Origin of the sequence: Pigmentiphaga sp. (assembly GCF_033795525.1) — a bacterium.
Lineage (GTDB): Bacteria > Pseudomonadota > Gammaproteobacteria > Burkholderiales > Burkholderiaceae_B > Pigmentiphaga.
In genome coordinates this window covers 223,733-240,356 of the sequence record NZ_JARYGM010000003.1, presented here as the reverse complement: position 1 = coordinate 240,356, position 16,624 = coordinate 223,733, and the positions used below count along the sequence as shown (strand labels likewise).

The 16,624-nt window shown below is 65.8% G+C and carries 15 protein-coding genes; 8 read left to right on the top strand and 7 right to left on the bottom strand.

Annotated elements, in window-relative coordinates; all coding sequences use genetic code 11:
- Positions 1 to 39 precede the first annotated feature (39 nt).
- From QHC78_RS09720 to pyrE, 3 genes are all read left to right on the top strand, one after another.
- Positions 40 to 927 carry a polysaccharide deacetylase family protein gene (locus QHC78_RS09720; RefSeq protein WP_319743896.1) on the top strand — a complete coding sequence of 296 codons (888 nt, stop codon included), beginning with the start codon at positions 40 to 42 and terminating at the stop codon, positions 925 to 927.
- Positions 924 to 1,697 carry a short-chain dehydrogenase/reductase gene (locus QHC78_RS09715; protein WP_319743894.1) on the top strand — a complete coding sequence of 258 codons (774 nt, stop codon included), beginning with the start codon at positions 924 to 926 and terminating at the stop codon, positions 1,695 to 1,697. The genes QHC78_RS09720 and QHC78_RS09715 overlap by 4 nt, the downstream gene beginning before the upstream one ends.
- A 177-nt stretch (positions 1,698 to 1,874) precedes the next feature.
- Complete coding sequence (gene pyrE, locus QHC78_RS09710) at positions 1,875 to 2,546, top strand: orotate phosphoribosyltransferase (RefSeq protein ID WP_319744883.1); 672 nt, start codon at positions 1,875 to 1,877, stop codon at positions 2,544 to 2,546.
- A gap of 73 nt (positions 2,547 to 2,619) precedes the next feature.
- Here pyrE and QHC78_RS09705 read toward each other — a convergent pair whose 3' ends face one another.
- Positions 2,620 to 3,879 carry an HmuY family protein gene (locus QHC78_RS09705; protein WP_319743892.1) on the bottom strand — a complete coding sequence of 420 codons (1,260 nt, stop codon included), beginning with the start codon at positions 3,877 to 3,879 and terminating at the stop codon, positions 2,620 to 2,622.
- 20 nt (positions 3,880 to 3,899) lie between these two features.
- Complete coding sequence (locus QHC78_RS09700) at positions 3,900 to 5,951, bottom strand: TonB-dependent receptor plug domain-containing protein (RefSeq protein ID WP_319743890.1); 2,052 nt, start codon at positions 5,949 to 5,951, stop codon at positions 3,900 to 3,902.
- A gap of 166 nt (positions 5,952 to 6,117) precedes the next feature.
- Here QHC78_RS09700 and QHC78_RS21140 point away from each other — a divergent pair, with 166 nt between their 5' ends.
- Positions 6,118 to 6,318 (top strand): carboxymuconolactone decarboxylase family protein, encoded by a 201-nt coding sequence (locus tag QHC78_RS21140; protein WP_413816442.1) that lies wholly within the window; start codon positions 6,118 to 6,120, stop codon positions 6,316 to 6,318.
- 70 nt (positions 6,319 to 6,388) lie between these two features.
- On the opposite strand, the gene QHC78_RS09690 is transcribed toward QHC78_RS21140, so the two are convergent.
- From QHC78_RS09690 to gatC, 5 genes are all read right to left on the bottom strand, one after another.
- Positions 6,389 to 7,297, bottom strand: coding sequence for a LysR family transcriptional regulator (locus QHC78_RS09690; protein WP_319743886.1), 909 nt, complete (start codon positions 7,295 to 7,297; stop codon positions 6,389 to 6,391).
- 151 nt (positions 7,298 to 7,448) lie between these two features.
- Positions 7,449 to 8,222, bottom strand: a complete 774-nt coding sequence (locus tag QHC78_RS09685) for an SDR family oxidoreductase (RefSeq protein WP_319743884.1) — start codon at positions 8,220 to 8,222, stop codon at positions 7,449 to 7,451.
- A 134-nt stretch (positions 8,223 to 8,356) separates the two neighbouring features.
- Positions 8,357 to 9,820 carry an Asp-tRNA(Asn)/Glu-tRNA(Gln) amidotransferase subunit GatB gene (gene gatB / locus QHC78_RS09680; RefSeq protein WP_413816441.1) on the bottom strand — a complete coding sequence of 488 codons (1,464 nt, stop codon included), beginning with the start codon at positions 9,818 to 9,820 and terminating at the stop codon, positions 8,357 to 8,359.
- Between the two features lie 133 nt (positions 9,821 to 9,953).
- Entirely contained in the window at positions 9,954 to 11,483 is a 1,530-nt protein-coding gene (gene gatA, locus QHC78_RS09675) for an Asp-tRNA(Asn)/Glu-tRNA(Gln) amidotransferase subunit GatA (RefSeq protein ID WP_319743882.1), read from the bottom strand.
- A 4-nt stretch (positions 11,484 to 11,487) separates the two neighbouring features.
- A complete protein-coding gene (gene gatC / locus QHC78_RS09670; protein WP_319743881.1) occupies positions 11,488 to 11,796 on the bottom strand; it encodes an Asp-tRNA(Asn)/Glu-tRNA(Gln) amidotransferase subunit GatC in 309 nt (102 codons plus the stop codon).
- Positions 11,797 to 12,010: 214 nt separating this feature from the next.
- Here gatC and QHC78_RS09665 point away from each other — a divergent pair, with 214 nt between their 5' ends.
- From QHC78_RS09665 to mrdA, 4 genes are all read left to right on the top strand, one after another.
- Entirely contained in the window at positions 12,011 to 13,054 is a 1,044-nt protein-coding gene (locus QHC78_RS09665) for a rod shape-determining protein (RefSeq protein ID WP_319743879.1), read from the top strand.
- Between the two features lie 112 nt (positions 13,055 to 13,166).
- Positions 13,167 to 14,063 (top strand): rod shape-determining protein MreC, encoded by an 897-nt coding sequence (gene mreC, locus QHC78_RS09660; RefSeq protein ID WP_319743877.1) that lies wholly within the window; start codon positions 13,167 to 13,169, stop codon positions 14,061 to 14,063.
- Between the two features lie 5 nt (positions 14,064 to 14,068).
- Complete coding sequence (mreD, locus tag QHC78_RS09655; protein WP_319743875.1) at positions 14,069 to 14,611, top strand: rod shape-determining protein MreD; 543 nt, start codon at positions 14,069 to 14,071, stop codon at positions 14,609 to 14,611.
- A gap of 56 nt (positions 14,612 to 14,667) precedes the next feature.
- Positions 14,668 to 16,569 (top strand): penicillin-binding protein 2, encoded by a 1,902-nt coding sequence (mrdA, locus tag QHC78_RS09650; RefSeq protein ID WP_319743873.1) that lies wholly within the window; start codon positions 14,668 to 14,670, stop codon positions 16,567 to 16,569.
- Positions 16,570 to 16,624 lie beyond the last annotated feature (55 nt).

Below are 16,624 nucleotides of genomic sequence, written 5' to 3'. Positions count from 1 at the left end.
GCCCAAATCACTGTGGCTGCAAGCCCGACAAGGACCGCCATGGCCAATCCCCGTGTCCCCTACCGCTTCTCCGACGATCGTCCTCCGCTGGTGCCGCACGGGCGGGGGCGAATCATGGTGCATCTCGTCGTCAATGTGGAGAACTGGGTCTTCGATCACCCCATGCCGCGCACCATCATCACGCCGCCGCACGGCAAGCACACCGTGCCGGACGTGCCGAACTTCGGATGGGTGGACTACGGCATGCGTGCCGGTTTGCCGCGATTGATGCGTGCCATCGCCGATCGTGGCTTGCCAGCCTCGACGAGCTTCAATGCCAGCGTCATCGATGCCTACCCTCGGGCCGCACAAGCCATGCTCGAGGCGGGATGGGAGTTCATTGGCCATGGGTTGCACCAGAAGGCCATCGACCAGGAGCCGTCCGAAGGGCAGCTGATTGACGCGACCCTCGACAAGATCGCCGCATTCACAGGCCGGCGTCCGCGCGGCTGGCTGGGGCCGGGTCTGCGCGAAACGGCGGACACGCCCGAGCTGTTGCGAGCGGCCCGCGTGGACTATGTGTGCGACTGGTGCATGGATGACCTGCCCGACTGGCTCTCCACCCGCAATGGACCGCTGATGGCCATGCCCTATAACCTCGAGCTGAACGATTCCATCATCTATGCCATCGAGAAGCACTCGTCGCCGGAGTTTCTGCTGCGCCTGGAGGCCACCCTGGAACTGTTCGAGCAGGAGTCCAGGCACAGGCCGCGGGTGCTGGCGCTTGGACTGCATCCACATTTGATGGGCGTGCCGCATCGCTTTGGGTATTTCGAGCAGATGCTGGACCGGCTGATGGACACCGATGGAGTAGGTTTTTTCACCGGCAGCGAAATCGCAGACTGGTACGCCGCGCAATCGCCCGCCAGCCAGGGAGCAATCGTATGAATCTCGGGCTGAGCGGCAAGCGAGTCCTTGTTTCCGGCGCTTCGCAAGGTATCGGCCTGGCCTGCGCGTTGTCGTTCGCGCGGGAAGGAGCTCGGCCCGTACTTCTAGCGCGAGACGCCGCCAAGCTGGAGCGGGCCGCCGTCGACATCCATGCGCAGACCGGCGTGGCCCCGAGCTGGCATGCCATCGACCTGGCCAGCGACGATGCCGCGGCGCGGGTCGTGGAACTGGTCGGCGACATCGATATCCTGGTCAACAATGCGGGCGCCATCCCGGGCGGCAGCCTTGAGACGGTCGACGATGCACGGTGGCACGCGTCGTGGGAACTGAAGGTGTACGGCTACATTGCGCTGGTGCGGGCGTACCTGCCCCGCATGCGCGCCGCCCGTTCGGGGGTGATCGCCAACATCATCGGCATGGCCGGCGTCGCCCCTCGGGAGGCTTATTTGTGCGGCAGCACGGCCAACGCGGCGCTGGTCGCGTTCACGCGCGCGCTCGGGGGGGCGTCGCCAAGGCAGGGCGTGCGGGTATTCGGCGTCAATCCCAGCCAGACGGGTACGCCGCGCATCGAACAGGTGATGCGCGCGCAGGCGGCCGAGCGGCTGGGTCACGCCGACCGCTGGGAAGAACTGCTGCAGGACTTGCCTTTCGGGCGACTTCAGGAGCCCGAAGAAGTGGCTGACATGGTCGTGTTCGGCTGCAGCCCGCGCGCGGGATACCTGAGCGGCACGGTCATCGATCTGGACGGCGGGCAGTCCACCGCCGGCTGATACAAGTTCGGCCGGGCCCAGGGAATCCTCGTTGGCCCTTCGGCCCCCACCCGTTTTACAATCACACCGGCCCACCGAGCCGCCGGGGGAAGGCCTTCCTCCGTGCCGTTGTGATTTCGTACCGTGACCGCCGTGCCCCAGACCGCTATCGCCTCCACTCCCTCCGTTCCCGATCCCATTGCCGACCAGGGGCGCTTCCGCACCGATTTCGTGCGCTTTGCCACTGAGCTTGGCGTGCTGCGGTTCGGCGCGTTCACGACCAAGGCCGGCCGATTGAGCCCTTACTTTTTCAACGCCGGCCTGTTCAACAGCGGGGCGGCAGTGGGCAGGCTGGCCGAGTTCTACGCCCAGGCGCTTCTGGCCTCGGGGGTCGAGTTCGACATGCTGTACGGCCCCGCCTACAAGGGCATTCCGCTGGTGACCGCCACGGCGGTCGCGCTCGCGGCGCGCGGCCGGGACGTGCCGTTCGCCTTCAACCGCAAGGAAGCCAAGGACCACGGAGAAGGCGGCGCGCTGGTGGGCGCGCCGCTGCAGGGCCGTGTCGTCATCATCGACGATGTCATCTCGGCCGGCACGTCGGTGCGTGAATCGGTGCGGATGATCCAGGCGGCCAAGGCCAAACCGGCCGCGGTGCTGATCGCCCTCGACCGCATGGAGCGCGTCGGCCCGGATGACGCCTTGTCCGAGCATTCGGCGGTGCAGGACGTGGAGCGCACCAACGGCTGCCCCGTTGTGAGCATCGCCTCGCTGGACGACATCCTCGACATGATCCAGCAAAGCGGCGGCGGCGAGTTCGAACAGCACCGCGAAGCCGTGCTGGCCTACCGCAAACGCTACGGCGTCCTGTAGCCGGCCGCAGCACGTCGAAAAAAAGCCGCTGCCCGAAGCGCAGCGGCCAAGAACAAACGCCAGGAATGACCGATCAGTCGGCGGCCGGCTGAAGGTCGTAATCGAAGGTCCACGTCTGCGGGCTGGTCGGTACCGCCGGGTTTTCGTAGGCGATGTCCGCCAGGCGCAGGCGGGTGTAGCTGCTGCCCTCGCCGTTGCGAATGAGCGTGCCGGCCTCCGGGTTGGCCGTCAGGGTGTGGTTCGACAGGTTGTACGTGTACCAGCCGAAATCGAATCCGCGCGCGGCCGGGTTCAGTGCCGAAGCGAGATTGTCGCGGATCCAGCCCGCGGTACTCGTGGGTACCGCCATGTCGCTGGCTGTCAGGTCGGGCAGGGTGTCCGACACGTTGGTCGTGACGGTGAATTGGCTCTTGATGGGGTTGCCCTGGATATCGTAGAAGCCCGCTGGCGTCTTGCCGACGAAGCCGGCCACGTTGCCGGAGCCGGAGGTCCCGCCGTTCAACTTGAAGGTGTAGCGGTTGAATGCGATGTGCCAGCTGTCGGATTCGGCAACTTCCCTGCCGTTGATCAGATCGTAGTAGACCCAGCCAGCGGTCGCATCGACGGTGGCGGTGCGCGGGACCGCTTCGCTGGTGCGGGCAATCCAGCGGAAAGACGGGTGACCCGAGGTCGTGCCGGCCGCGCCGCCGTAGTAGCCCGTGACCTGCAGGGCGAAGACGTTGGGCCCATCGGTGACGGGAGCCGATCCGCCGCTGACGGTGGCGGTGCTGTCCGTCGTGATGAGGAAGACGCGGAAGTTCGGATAGAGGCGGTGGTCGCCGGCGATGTCGTACTCGAACGCGGCCGATTGGATATCGTTGGTGCCCGTAAACACACTGGCCGCGCTATCGGCGGTGTACACCGCCGCGGGCAGCGGGGAGCCGCTGGCCGGGTCGACCGTCGCGTCCTGGTAGGTCTGCAATTCGGTCCAGGTATGATCGAACGGGCCGCCGAACGCGCCGCCCTGGCCCGTGCCGCTGGTCCCGCTGTTGGTCCACAACGTCGCGCTGCGGCTGCCGCTGCTCACCTTCAAGTCCCATGCGGCCCCGGTGCACGCAGCGACCTCCACGCCGGTGTCGAAGTCGTAGCAGACCGAGCCTCCCGCGGCTGGCAGCGTAAACGTCCAGCTGCCGCTCTGGGTGAATTTGCTGGTGGGCGTCGAGCCGCCCCCGTCCCCCCCTCCGCCCGTACCGCCGCCGGCGCTACCGCCATCGCCACCTTCTCCGCCGCCGCAGCCCGCAAGGGCGAGCGCGCTGCATAACGCGGCCAATGCCAAAGTCGATCTGGAATACATAGTGGGTTGCCCTCCCTGGGTCATGGATTGGCGCCGAAGGCGTAGCGCGCCCCGACGTAGATGAATCGTCCCCGCAAGGGACCAAAATCCGTGGAGTTGGAGAAATCGCGCTGGCGGTCGAACAGGTTGTTGACTCCCGCGAACAGCGTAAGCTGGCGCCCCACTTTCTGGTTCACGACCAGGTCCATCGTGGTCCAACCCGGGGAACGGCCCCCGCTTGATGCCCCGCCGCCCGACTGCGCCACGTCGTCGGACGACACCAGCTCGCTGCTTTGCATGCGCGTGCGCACCGATATCGTCGTGTCCGGCAAGGCACGCCAATCCATTCCCAGCCGCCCGATGTGCCTGGGCCGACGGGTCAGCTCGCTGCCCGTATCCAGGTTCTTCGCGTCGGTGAAGGTGTAGCCGGCGGTCAGCGACAATGCCGGCGTGGCTTGCCAGCGCACGCCCGTTTCGATCCCCCGGGTCCGGGCGCGCGCGATGTTGCGATAGGTGTAGGCCGTCACCCCGTCGATGATGCTGACGTTGTTCATGTCCGTCTGGATCAGGTCTTTCACCCGGTTCAGGAATGCGTTCACCTCAAGGGTGACGTCTTCCCGGAAGGTCAGCGTGCCGCCCAGCTGGAGACTGTTGGACGACTCCGGCTTGAGGTCGGGATTGCCGAGCACCATGTAGCCCAGCGCGCTGTGGTCGAACAGGTAGTACCGTTCTTTCAGGTTGGGAACGCGATACCCCTGCCCCGCGCTGGCGCGCAGCACCCCGGTCCAGTCGCGTGTCCGCAGCAGGGTGCCCCGCAGGCTGGCCTTGGGCGCGAAATGGCCGCCGAAATCCGAGTCGTCCTGGTAGCGGGCGCCGAGCAGCAGTTCCCACGTGTCGTTGAAAATGATGTCGTTTTGAACGAAGACTTCCTTGCTGGAGCGGTCCACAGCGCCGCTGCGCACGAATTCAGACACGCCGTTGTTGTCCTGGCTCAGCTTTTCGTAGTGGTAGTCAGCGCCGAACTGCCAAAGCTGGCCGCGCCAGGCCGGAAGGTCCACCTGCGCGGTCAGGTGGCCCATGTCCTGCTTGGCGTTTCGGCGTGTGGTGGGGAATTCGTTGGAATAGGCCTGGGATGTGCTGTCGTAGCGTTCCCCCACGCCCTTGAGCTGCAGCCGCGTGCCGTTTGCGAGGCTCCATTGGCCGCCCCCGGTGATGCGGTCGCGTTCGATGATTTCGGTCTTGCGTTGCGGCAGCAGGTTGGGAGGCACGAAGGTGGTATAGCGCTGCGTATCGTCTTCGCGATAAATGCTGCCGTCCACAAAGTAGCGCTGGCGAGCGCTGGGCAGCCAGTCGACCCGTGCGGAATACTGCTGGCGCCGGATCTCGTCGCCTTGGCGGCTCCAGGCGTCCGGGTTGATGCCGAAGCCGTCGTCGTCGAGCACGTCGGCCGCGATCCGGCCTCGCAGCTGTTCGTTGCCGCCTTGGAGGAAGAACTGGCCGTGCCGATTGGCGGGCCGCCAGGAGCCGCCCTTGCTGTTCTGGTCGCCGTAGCTGCCCGCATCCAGCGTCGCGCGGCCTGATAGCCCCGGCTGTGCCGGCCGAGTAATGACGTTAATGACGCCGCCCATGGCCGCGCTGCCGTGCTGCGCCGACGTGGCGCCCTTGACGACTTCGATATGGTCGACGTCGGTAAGCAGGTATTGGCTCAGGTCCACCGTGGAGCCCGTGCTGGCCGAAATGGGCAGGCCGTCGATCAGCACCAGGACCTGGTCGCTGCTCAATCCCTGCAGGGAAAGCTCATAGCCTGATTTGCCGTGGATTTCGCGCAACTGCAGGCCCGGAATGTTCTCCAGCGCCTGGGTCAAGGTACGGGCATGCGTGCGATCGATCTCTTCCCGGGTGACGATTTCCGTGCGGATAGGAGTGTCGTCCAGCGATTTTTCGGTCCGGGTACCGGTGACGACGATGGGCGCCAGGGAGTGCGCTTCTTCGGCCGAGGCCGCGCCGGCCGCCAGCACGGGGGCACTCAGGGCGGCGCAGACGGCCCAGCGCACGCGCGGTGCCGAGGGGAACAGGACGAAGGGAGGATACATGGAACCAACCGGGCTGGCGCGGAAACGATCGAAGCCGTGATTCTTGAGCAAATCCGGATTTTAATCAAGATTAATTCTCAATATCATTCGTGTTATCGATAATGTTTTCGGCTTTGCAAAGTCGCTGCCCGGTGGACATGACAGCCAGGCAGCGGCGGCAATCGCCTTGCAGAGACGTCCCGAGTTGTCCAGGTCGCATGCCCGGCTTGCCAGGAAATCCGGCGTGACGCCCGAGGAGATGATCGATGCGATGACGACGGCGATATTGTCGGGCGGGGTGCCGGGTTGGATCGAAGGGAGCAAGGCGTTCATTGCCGGCGCAGCCGCGGTTTCCCGTTCGCCCGCAGGCGAGACGGCTCGGGCGTGAGCCGGGCGCGGCCCGCCGGCCGTGGCCGACATGTCGGCCGGGGTCGCCGTGGACGACGGTCTCCGCGCGATCAGGCCCCCAGGTGCGGCCGCATCAGCGTCTCGAACCACTCCACGAACACGGCAAGGCGGCGCGACCGCTGCCGTCGGTGCGGATAGAGCAGGGAAACCGGCATCGGCGGAGGACGGAACCCCGGCATGACCTCGGCCAGGTCGCCGGCTTCGAGCAGGTGTTGCACGTCGAAGCGGGGAATCTGGATCAGTCCCAGGCCGGCGAGGCAGCAGGCGATGTAGCTTTCGGCGTTGTTCACGACCATCTGGCTGGGGACATCCACGGTGGCGGTCCGGCCGTCGGGTCCGGCGTACTCCCAGGCGACTTCGCGGCCCGTGGTGGCCGATGCGTAGCCGACGGTCCAGTGGCCTTCGGCCAGTTCACCCGGGTGCCGCGGTTCTCCGTGCTGGCGCAGATAGGCCGGGCTCGCGCAGTTGATGAGGGCGATATTGCCGAGCGGCCGCACCACCAGGCTGCTGTCCTGCAGGCTGCCGATGCGGACCGCGCAGTCGACGCCCTCGCGGATCAGGTCGATGGCGCGGTCAGTCGATCCCAGCATCAGCCGCAGTCGAGGATGACGCTGCAACAGGCCCGGCAAGGCCGGGGCGATCAACCGGCGCGCGATGCGGCTGGGGACATCGACGTTCAGCTGGCCCGCGACTTGTCTGGCTCGGATCTGGAAGAACTGGTCGATTTCCTCGATCTCGGCCAGCAAGGGCCGCAGTCGTTCCAGCAATTGCTGACCATCGGCCGTCAGATTGACGCGTCTGGTGGTCCGATGCAGCAGTCTCGCGCCAACCTGGGTTTCCAGCTGCTGCACCGCCGCGGAGACCGAAGCGCGCGGCAATGCCAACGCGTGCGCCGCCTTAATGAAGCTTCCCATCTCCGCCACCTGGACGAAGACCCGATACTGATCGAACCGATCCATGCTCCTTTGCCGCCCGTTGCCTGGAATATCGCGCCGCCCCACCTCCTGGCGGCGGTACCCGGCAAGCATAGACGAAGATGCATGCGGCCAGGGCGGCTCCCCGACGCCGCCAGGGCGGCGGTCGTCCCGAAGCGGACCGGCGCCTGACAGCCTATTTGGTGGTATAGCCGCCGTTGATCAGAATCGTCTGCCCGGTGATCCACCAGCCGTCGCTGACCAGGTGGCGGATGAAGGGGACCACGTCCTCGATGTCGGTCAGCCCGGTCTTGGAGAAAGGCGAAAGCGCAGCCGCCGTCTTGTGGTAGGCCACGGCATCGGGGCCTTCCGCAGGATAGAAGAAGGGAGTGTCCATCGGGCCGGGACCCACCGCGGTGACCGAGATGCCGCGCGCGCCGAATTCCTTGGCCGCGGCGCGCGTGAAATGCTCCACCGGCGCCTTGGTGCCTTCATAGGCGGCATAGAAGGGCGTGAACGCGCCCAGCAGCGAGGTCACCAGCGTCACGATCTTGCCGTTGTCGTTCACGTGCCTGCCGGCCTCCTTGAGGAAGAAGAAAGCCGACTTGGCGTTCACCGCGGACATCTCGTCGTACTCCGCTTCGCTGATCTCGACGATGGGCTTCTTCAATACCTTGCCGACCGTGTTGATGGCGATGTCGGGGCGTCCGGCGAAGGCGACCGCGTCGGCGAACAGCGTCTCCATCGCGCCGGCGCTGGTCAGGTCGGCTTGCAAGGCCAAGGCTTCGGCACCCCCGGCACGTATGGCCGCCACGGTGGCGTCCGCGTCTTTCTTGGACGACGGGCTGTTGTAGTGAATGACGACGGCCTTGGCGCCTTGCGCGGCGAGATCGCGGGCGATCAGCCCGCCCAGGTTCTTCGCGCCGCCGGCGATGAGCGCAACCTTGCCACGGATGGAATGGTCTGCCATGAGGGACTCCTGAGCATAAGGAACGGAGGCGTTCAGCTTAGGAGCCCGCGCGAATCCGATCAGCCCGTCCGCGCTGGATGGACTATCCAGGAAATCCGCCCAATCCGGTCATGGCGTGCGCTGGAGCGGGCGTCCTACCCCAGCTTCTGCTTGAGCAGCTCGTTGACCTGCTGCGGATTCGCCTTGCCTTTGGCGGCCTTCATGACCTGGCCCACCAGCGAGTTGAAGGCCTTCTCCTTGCCCGCCCGGTATTCGGCCACGATCGCCGGGTTGGCCGCCAGCACGTCGTCGATCATCTTGCCGATGGCGCCGGCATCGCTGATCTGCTTGAGCCCGCGGGCCTCGATGATGGCATCCGCGTCGCCGCCATTCTCGCCTTGCCAGATGGCCGCGAAGACATCGCGCGCGATCTTGTTGGAAACGGTGCCGTCGGCGATGCGATGGAGCAGCTTGGCCAGCTGGGCGCTGGACACCGGGCTCTGGGCGATTTCCTTTTCCTCGCGGTTGAGCGCCGCCGCCAGTTCACCCATGACCCAGTTGGCGGCCAGCTTGGCTTGGCCGGCGGGCAGCGCCTTGGCGGTGGCCTCGAAGTAGTCCGCCGTGTCGCGGGAGACCGTGAGTTGCGCGGCGTCATATGCCGGCAAGCCGTAGTCCGATTCGAACCGGGCACGCTTGGCGGCCGGCAGTTCCGGCATCTCGGTCCGCACGCGCTCGATCCAGTCGCCGGCGATGACCAACGGCGGCAGGTCGGGATCCGGGAAGTAGCGGTAGTCGTGCGCATCTTCCTTGGACCGCATGCTGCGGGTTTCGTCCCGGTCCGGGTCGTAGAGGCGGGTCTCCTGCACGACCTTGCCGCCGTCCTCGATGAGCTCGATCTGGCGGCGCACCTCGTACTGGATGGCGCGCTCCAGGAACCGGAACGAATTGACGTTCTTGGTTTCGGTGCGGGTGCCGAATTCCTTCTGGCCCGCCAGCCGCACCGACACGTTGGCGTCGATCCGGAACGAGCCTTCCTGCATGTTGCCATCGCAGATGCCGAGCCAGACCACCAGTGCGTGCAAGGCCTTGGCGTAGGCTACGGCTTCTTCGGCCGACCGCAGTTCCGGCTCGGAGACGATCTCGAGCAGCGGCGTGCCGGCCCGGTTCAGGTCGATGCCGGAGGACTTTTCGCCGTGCGGGCCGGTGAAGTCGTCATGCAGCGACTTGCCGGCGTCTTCCTCGAGGTGGGCGCGGGTCAGGTTGATGGTTTTTTCCTGGTCGCCCACGAAAAAGGTGAGCGAGCCGCCCTGCACCACCGGGATCTCGTATTGGCTGATCTGGTAGTTCTTGGGCAGGTCGGGATAGAAGTAGTTCTTGCGCGCGAAGATGGAACGCGGGGCGATGTGCGAACCCAGTGCCAGCCCGAGCTTGATTGCGCGCTCCACTGCGCCTCGGTTCATCACCGGCAGCGTGCCCGGCAGCGCGAGATCGACCGCATTGGCCTGCATGTTGGCCGGCGCGCCGAACCGGGTGCTGCTGCCTGAGAAGATCTTGGACGCCGTGGACAGCTGCACGTGCGTTTCCAGACCAATGACGACTTCCCAAGTTGTGCCAGACATTTTCAAAGTTCTCTCTAATCTTTCCGGTAGCCAGCGAAGCAACTCACGCAACTCACCAAGATAACTTCACCAGGCCCAGGATGCGGCGGATCCGGCTCCGCCGGTCCACCCGCATCGCCCCGGGGGGGGCGCGTCAGCGCGCTGGGGGGGACTTCATGTGCCAGTCCGTGGCCTGCTGAAAGACGTCGGCGATGCCCAGCAGCCGGCCTTCGTCGAAATAGTTGCCGATGATCTGCAGCCCGACCGGCCGCCGGCCATGCACCGGGCCCAGGCCGAAGCCGCACGGTATCGCCACGCCCGGCAAGCCGGCCAGGTTCAGGCTCAGCGTATAGATGTCGGCCAGGTACATGGCGACCGGGTCGTCGGCCTTTTCGCCCAGGTTCCAGGCCACGGTGGGCGAGACCGGTCCCACGATCACGTCGCACTGTTCCCGCAGCGCCTTCTGGAAGTCGTCGGCCACCAGGCGGCGCACCTTCTGCGCCTGCAGGTAATAGGCGTCATAGTAGCCATGCGAAAGTACGTAGGTCCCGGTCAGGATGCGGCGCTGCACTTCGATGCCGAAACCTTCCGCGCGCGAGCGGCTGGTCATGTCGGCCAGATCCGTGTATTGGCTCGCGCGGTGTCCATAGCGCACGCCGTCATAGCGCGACAGGTTGCTCGAGGCTTCGGCCGGCGCGATGACGTAATAGGCGGGAATGGACAGCTCGGTGCGCGGCAGCGAGACGTCGACCCGCACCGCCCCCAGCGTTTCGAGCTGCTGCAGCGCGGTTTCGATGGCCATGCGCACGTCGTCTGCCAGCCCGGGGCCGAAGAACTCCTGTGGAATGCCCAGGCGGAGACCGGCCAGCGGCTTGTCGCCCCGGGCGCCGGCCACGAAGGCGTCGAAGGCGGCGCGCACGCGGCCAGGCGCGTTGGCTTGGCTGCCGCAGCGTTCCAGGCTCGTGGAGTCGCGCTCGTCGAAGCCGGTCATGGGATCGAGAAGTTCGAGCAGGTCGCGGGCATGGCGGGCAATGGGGCCGCCCTGGTCCAGGCTCGAGCCGTAGGCGATCATGCCGTAGCGCGACACGGTGCCGTAGGTCGGCTTGATGCCGCTGACGCCGCACAGGGCCGCCGGCTGGCGGATCGAGCCCCCGGTATCGGTAGCGGTGGCGCCCACTACGAGTCCCGCCGCCACGGCCGCGGCCGAGCCGCCCGATGAACCGCCGGGCACGGCCGAGGTATCCCAAGGATTGAGCACGGGCCCGTAGGCCGAGTTCTCGTTGGACGAACCCATGGCGAACTCGTCGCAATTGAGCTTGCCCAGGGTGACGGCGCCAGCTGCGGCCAGGCGCTCGACCACGGTGGCGTCGAACGGGCTGACGTAGTTCTTGAGCATGTTGCTGCCGGCCGTGGTGCGCCAGCCGCGGGTGACGAATACGTCCTTGTGCGCGATCGGTATCCCGGTCAGGGACGCGGCCTGGCCCTGCGCGCGAGCGGCATCGGCTGCGCGGGCCTGGGCCAGCGTCAATGCCGGGTCCACGTGCAGGAAAGCGTTCAGTTCGTGGCGCGCCGCGATGGCATCCAGCGCGCTTTGCGCCAGCTCCACGGCGGACACGCGGCCTTCGGCCAGCGCCTGGCGCAGTTCGGCGATGCCGGCGAATTCGGTATGCAGGGGCAATGACATGGAATTACTCGATGACCTTGGGCACGAGGAACAGGCCGTCCTGGACGGCCGGGGCATTGGCCAGCAGCGCCTCGCGCGAGGCGGGCGTGGCCGGCTCGGTGACCGCGTCGTCGCGCAGGCGCAGGGCCACGTCCTCGATGGCGGAGATGGGATGGGTGAGCGGTTCCACCCCCTGGGTGTCGACCGCCTGCAATCGTTCGATCAGGCCGAAGATGCCGTTGAGGTCTTTCAGCACGCGCGCATGGGCATCGCCCGCAAGTTCCAGCCGGGCCAGCCGCGCAAGGCGCGTGACGTCGTTTTCGGTAAGGGCCATGGCAAGTGTGATGGAAAGGCTGCGAAACGACGGCAGACGGGGCATTCCGCGCTTCGGGGCCGGGTAAGTCGTAGCACTACTTCGAAGGCCGCAAAAATCGAGAGATATGCAGGACTTTGATGCAGTTTCGGGGTATTAACGCAGGATTATAAGTTATCATTTTGCGTTTACCGGAACCGCCACCCCCGCATCCGTCCTTCATAAAAGATTCCCGATGTTCAGTTTCCTGCGCAGTTATTTTTCCAACGATCTGGCGATCGATCTTGGCACCGCCAATACGCTGATCTACGTTCGCAGCAAGGGCATCGTGCTGAACGAACCTTCGGTGGTGGCCATCCGCCAGGAAGGCGGCCCCAGCGGAAAGAAGACGATCCAGGCCGTCGGCAAGGAAGCCAAGCAGATGCTGGGTCGCGTGCCCGGCAACATCGAAGCCATCCGGCCCATGAAGGACGGCGTCATCGCCGACTTCACCGTGACCGAGCAGATGCTCAAGCAGTTCATCCGCATGGTCCACCCCAAGGGCCTCTTCGCCCCCAGCCCCCGCATCATCATCTGCGTTCCCTGCGGCTCCACGCAGGTGGAGCGGCGGGCGATCCGGGAATCGGCGCTGGGTGCGGGCGCCAGCCAGGTCTATCTGATCGAGGAACCCATGGCGGCCGCCATCGGCGCGGGGCTGTCGGTCTCGGACGCCAGCGGCTCCATGGTGGTGGACATCGGCGGCGGCACCACCGAAGTGGCGGTCATTTCGCTGGGCGGCATGGTGTACAAGGGATCGGTACGCGTCGGGGGCGACAAGTTCGACGAAGCCATCGTCAACTACATCCGCCGCAACTACGGCATGCTGATCGGCGAACCCACCGCCGAACTCATCAAGAAGGCCATCGGGTCGGCCTTCCCCGGTTCCGAAGTCAAGGAAATGGAAGTCAAGGGGCGCAACCTTTCCGAGGGCATCCCGCGCAGCTTCACCGTATCGTCCAACGAAATCCTGGAAGCGCTGACCGACCCGCTCAACCAGATCGTTTCGGCGGTCAAGATCGCGCTGGAGCAGACCCCGCCCGAACTGGGCGCCGACATTACCGAAAAAGGCATCATGCTGACCGGCGGCGGCGCGCTGCTGCGCGACCTCGACCGGCTGCTGCAGGAAGAAACCGGATTGCCCGTGATCGTGGCCGAAGACCCCCTGACCTGCGTCGTGCGCGGTTGTGGCGAGGCGCTCGAGCGCATGGACAAGCTGGGCGCCATTTTCACGAACGAGTAACCTCTATAGCAGGTTGCATCGCGACGGGGCGAAGCGGCTGAAAGGCGATTCGCCCCGGTGTTTTTTCCCGGGATGAAGTCCCGACATCGCTGGACGCTGGACATCCGATCCCATGCAATACAGTCCACCGTCGTTTTTCAAGCAAGGTCCGCCGGCCTGGATCCGGCTGATGTTCTTCGTGTTCCTGGCGCTGGTCATGCTGGTGGCCGATACCCGCATGCGGGCGCTCGATGCCGTGCGCGAGGCCGTCAGCGTGGTGCTGTACCCGTTCCAGCGCGTGATGCTGCTGCCGCGCGACGGGGTCCAGTACGTCGCCGAATTCTTCGAGGTCAACAGCAGCGTCCAGCAGGAAATCGAACTGATGCGGCGCCAGCGTATCGAGATGGCGCAGGTCACCACGCAGGCCGCCCAGCTCGCCGCCGAGAACGCGCAGCTGCGGCGCCTGCTGGGCGCGAGCGAGCGCGTGCCGGCGCCGGCCGCGCTGGTGCAGGTGCTGTATGAATCCCGGGACCCCTTTTCGCGCCGCCTGATCATCGACAAGGGCAGCCATCACGGCATCCTGGCCGGCATGCCCGTCATCGACGACGGCGGGGTGGTGGGGCAGGTCGTGCGCACCACGCCCATGACTTCCGAGGTCGCGCTGCTGACTGACCGCGTGCAGTCCATTCCCATCCAGGTGCTGCGCAACGGGCTGCGTGGCATCACCCACGGCGGAGAGATCGCGGGCAGGCTGGGCCTCAGGTTCATGGCGGCGGATGCCGATATCCAGGTAGGTGACACGCTCGTCACAAGCGGGCTGGATGGTATCTATCCCGAAGGCCTGCCCGTGGCCACGGTCGAGTCGGTCGAGCGCGACGCCGGTTCCGGCTTTGCGCGCATTCTTTGCAAACCGGTGGCCGGCCTGGACCGCTATCGCCATTTCCTGGTGCTGCAGACCGTCGAGGCGCAGGATGTCGAAGCGCAAGCCGCCGGTCCGTCCAGGAACGAATCTTCCTTGCCGTCCCCGTAGTCGCCATGAAAGCGCCCTCCACTCTGCCGCGCTCCCGCGTACCGGCCGAACATCTGCTCTTGCCGGTCGAGCCCCGCTTCATATGGCTCACCTTGTTCCTTGCCTGGCTGCTCAACCTGCTGCCTTGGGGGCAGGTCGGGGGCATTCCGGACGTCCTGGCGATCTGCCTGGTCTTCTGGAGCGCGCACGAGCCCCGGCGCGTGGGCATGCTGACCGCCTTCATATTCGGTATCCTGATGGACGTGCACGGATCATCCCGGCTGGGCGAACATGCGCTGTCCTACACCTTGATGGTCTATCTGGCGCTGGTGATGCACCGCCGGCTGTCGTGGTTCTCACCCTGGCTGCAGGCTTTGCACGTGCTGCCGATTTTTTTCGTTTCCGAACTCACGGTATTCTCTATCCGCGGTTGGCTCGATGGGACTTGGCCCGGCTGGTGGTGGGCCATGAACAGCGTCATTTCAGCGCTGCTCTGGCCCTTGGCCGGCTGGATCCTGCAGGCGCCCCAGCGCCGGCCGGTCGATCCCGACGATACCCGGCCCATTTGACCGGCGGGTTTGTCCAGTAATACCCGGTCCGCATGCGGGCCGCGCCTTCGCAGCACATGACCGAACTCAAGAATACCGAGCGCGAACTCCAGCACTTCCGCCTGCGCCTGCTGGTGGCGGTGGGGTTCGTCGTCGTTTGCTTCGGCTTGCTGGCGTCGCGCTTCTGGTACCTGCAGGTGGCCAACCACGACGCCTATGCGGCGCGCGCCGAGCAGAACCGCATATCGGTGGTTCCCATTACGCCGCACCGGGGCGTTGTCGTGGACCGCAACGGCACGCTGCTGGCGCGCAATTATTCCGCCTACACGCTGGAGATCACCCCTTCCAAGATACGCGGCAAACTGGAAGAAACGATCGACCGGCTTGGCGAGGTGGTGCAAATCGACGCGCGCGACCGCCGCCGGTTCCGGCAACTGCTGGGCGAGTCCCGGCGCTTCGAAAGCCTGCCCATACGCAGTCGCCTGACCGACGAGGAGGTGGCCCGTTTTGCCGCCCACGCTTACCGGTTTCCGGGCGTGGAGATCCGGGCGCGGCTGCTGCGCAGCTATCCGCAGGCCGAGACCGCGGCGCATGTGATCGGCTACATCGGCCGCATTTCGCAACGGGATCTCAACCGCCTGGAAGAAGACGGCCTCATCGCCAATTACCGGGGCACCGACTACATCGGCAAGGAAGGGCTGGAGAAGTCGTACGAGGCGGTCCTGCACGGCAAGACGGGCGTAGAGGAAGTCGAGGTCACGGCGTCGGGCCGCGCGGTGCGCACCTTGTCGCGCACGCCGCCGGTGCCGGGCAAGAACCTGATCCTGTCCATCGACCTGGAGTTGCAGAAGATCGCCGAGGCGGCGTTCGGAGACCGCCGCGGCGCGCTGGTGGCCATCGAGCCGGCCACGGGGGACATCCTGGCCTTCGTTTCCCGGCCTTCGTTCGATCCCAACCTGTTCGTCGACGGCATCGACGTCGAGAGCTGGAAGGCCTTGAACGAATCGCCCGACCATCCGCTGATCAACCGGCCGCTGTACGGCACTTATCCCATAGGCTCGACCTACAAGCCCTTCATGGCGCTGGCCGGCCTGGAACTCGGCAAGCGGACCGCGACCTGGACCATGTACGACCCCGGCTTTTTCGAGTTCGGCGATCGCCGCTACCGCAATTCGGGGGAGCGCGCCTACGGCACCATAGACATGAAGCGGGCGCTGGAAGTCTCGTCCGATACTTATTTCTACTCGCTGGCGGCCGACCTGGGCGTCGACGCGATCCACGATTTCATGAAACCGTTCGGATTCGGGCAGATTACCGGCATCGACCTGGGTGGTGAAAAGACGGGCATCCTGCCGTCCACTACCTGGAAGCGGCGGGCCTATTCCAAGCCCGAACAGCAGCGCTGGTATGCCGGCGAAACCATTTCCATCGGCGTCGGTCAGGGCTACAACTCGTTCACGCTGTTGCAGCTGGCCCAAGCTACCTCGGTGCTCGCCAACGACGGTATCTACATGAAGCCGCACCTGGTGAAATCCGTGCAGGACAGCATCACCGGCGAGCAGACCTTGACCGTACCGCACGAAAGCTACCGCATTCCCCTCAAGCCGGAGAACGTGCAGGCAGTCAAGCAGGCCATGACCTCGGTCACCAAGAGCGGTACCGCCGCGCGGGCATTTGCCGGCGCGCCGTACGTGGCGGCCGGCAAGACCGGCACGGCGCAGGTCTACAGCCTGCGCAGCGGCGAGCGCTACAACGCCAGCAAGATCGACGAGCGGCTGCGTGACCATGCGCTGTTCATGGCCTTTGCCCCGGCCGAGCAACCTCGCATTGCCGTTGCGCTGATTGTCGAGAATGCGGGGTGGGGCGCCACGGTGGCCGCGCCTATCGCGCGGCAGGTGTTCGACTTCTGGCTGTTGGGCAAACGCCCTGGCGAACCTGCGCCGCCCACGCCGCAACCCATGGAGGCCTCCGGTGATTGACAGTCCGGGCCTGTTCAACCGCCTGACATGGCGGAGCATACTGTCGCGCACGGTA

Excerpts from the sequence above, each read along its gene's own strand:
- QHC78_RS09720 (WP_319743896.1), top strand. The coding sequence starts at position 40 with ATGGCCAATCCCCGTGTCCCCTACCGCTTCTCCGACGATCGTCCTCCG.
- QHC78_RS09715 (WP_319743894.1), top strand. The coding sequence starts at position 924 with ATGAATCTCGGGCTGAGCGGCAAGCGAGTCCTTGTTTCCGGCGCTTCG.
- QHC78_RS09705 (WP_319743892.1), bottom strand. The coding sequence starts at position 3,879 with ATGTATTCCAGATCGACTTTGGCATTGGCCGCGTTATGCAGCGCGCTC.
- QHC78_RS09700 (WP_319743890.1), bottom strand. The coding sequence starts at position 5,951 with ATGTATCCTCCCTTCGTCCTGTTCCCCTCGGCACCGCGCGTGCGCTGG.
- QHC78_RS09690 (WP_319743886.1), bottom strand. The coding sequence starts at position 7,297 with ATGGATCGGTTCGATCAGTATCGGGTCTTCGTCCAGGTGGCGGAGATG.
- QHC78_RS09685 (WP_319743884.1), bottom strand. The coding sequence starts at position 8,222 with ATGGCAGACCATTCCATCCGTGGCAAGGTTGCGCTCATCGCCGGCGGC.
- gatB (WP_413816441.1), bottom strand. The coding sequence starts at position 9,820 with ATGTCTGGCACAACTTGGGAAGTCGTCATTGGTCTGGAAACGCACGTG.
- gatA (WP_319743882.1), bottom strand. The coding sequence starts at position 11,483 with ATGTCATTGCCCCTGCATACCGAATTCGCCGGCATCGCCGAACTGCGC.
- gatC (WP_319743881.1), bottom strand. The coding sequence starts at position 11,796 with ATGGCCCTTACCGAAAACGACGTCACGCGCCTTGCGCGGCTGGCCCGG.
- QHC78_RS09665 (WP_319743879.1), top strand. The coding sequence starts at position 12,011 with ATGTTCAGTTTCCTGCGCAGTTATTTTTCCAACGATCTGGCGATCGAT.
- mreC (WP_319743877.1), top strand. The coding sequence starts at position 13,167 with ATGCAATACAGTCCACCGTCGTTTTTCAAGCAAGGTCCGCCGGCCTGG.
- mreD (WP_319743875.1), top strand. The coding sequence starts at position 14,069 with ATGAAAGCGCCCTCCACTCTGCCGCGCTCCCGCGTACCGGCCGAACAT.
- mrdA (WP_319743873.1), top strand. The coding sequence starts at position 14,668 with ATGACCGAACTCAAGAATACCGAGCGCGAACTCCAGCACTTCCGCCTG.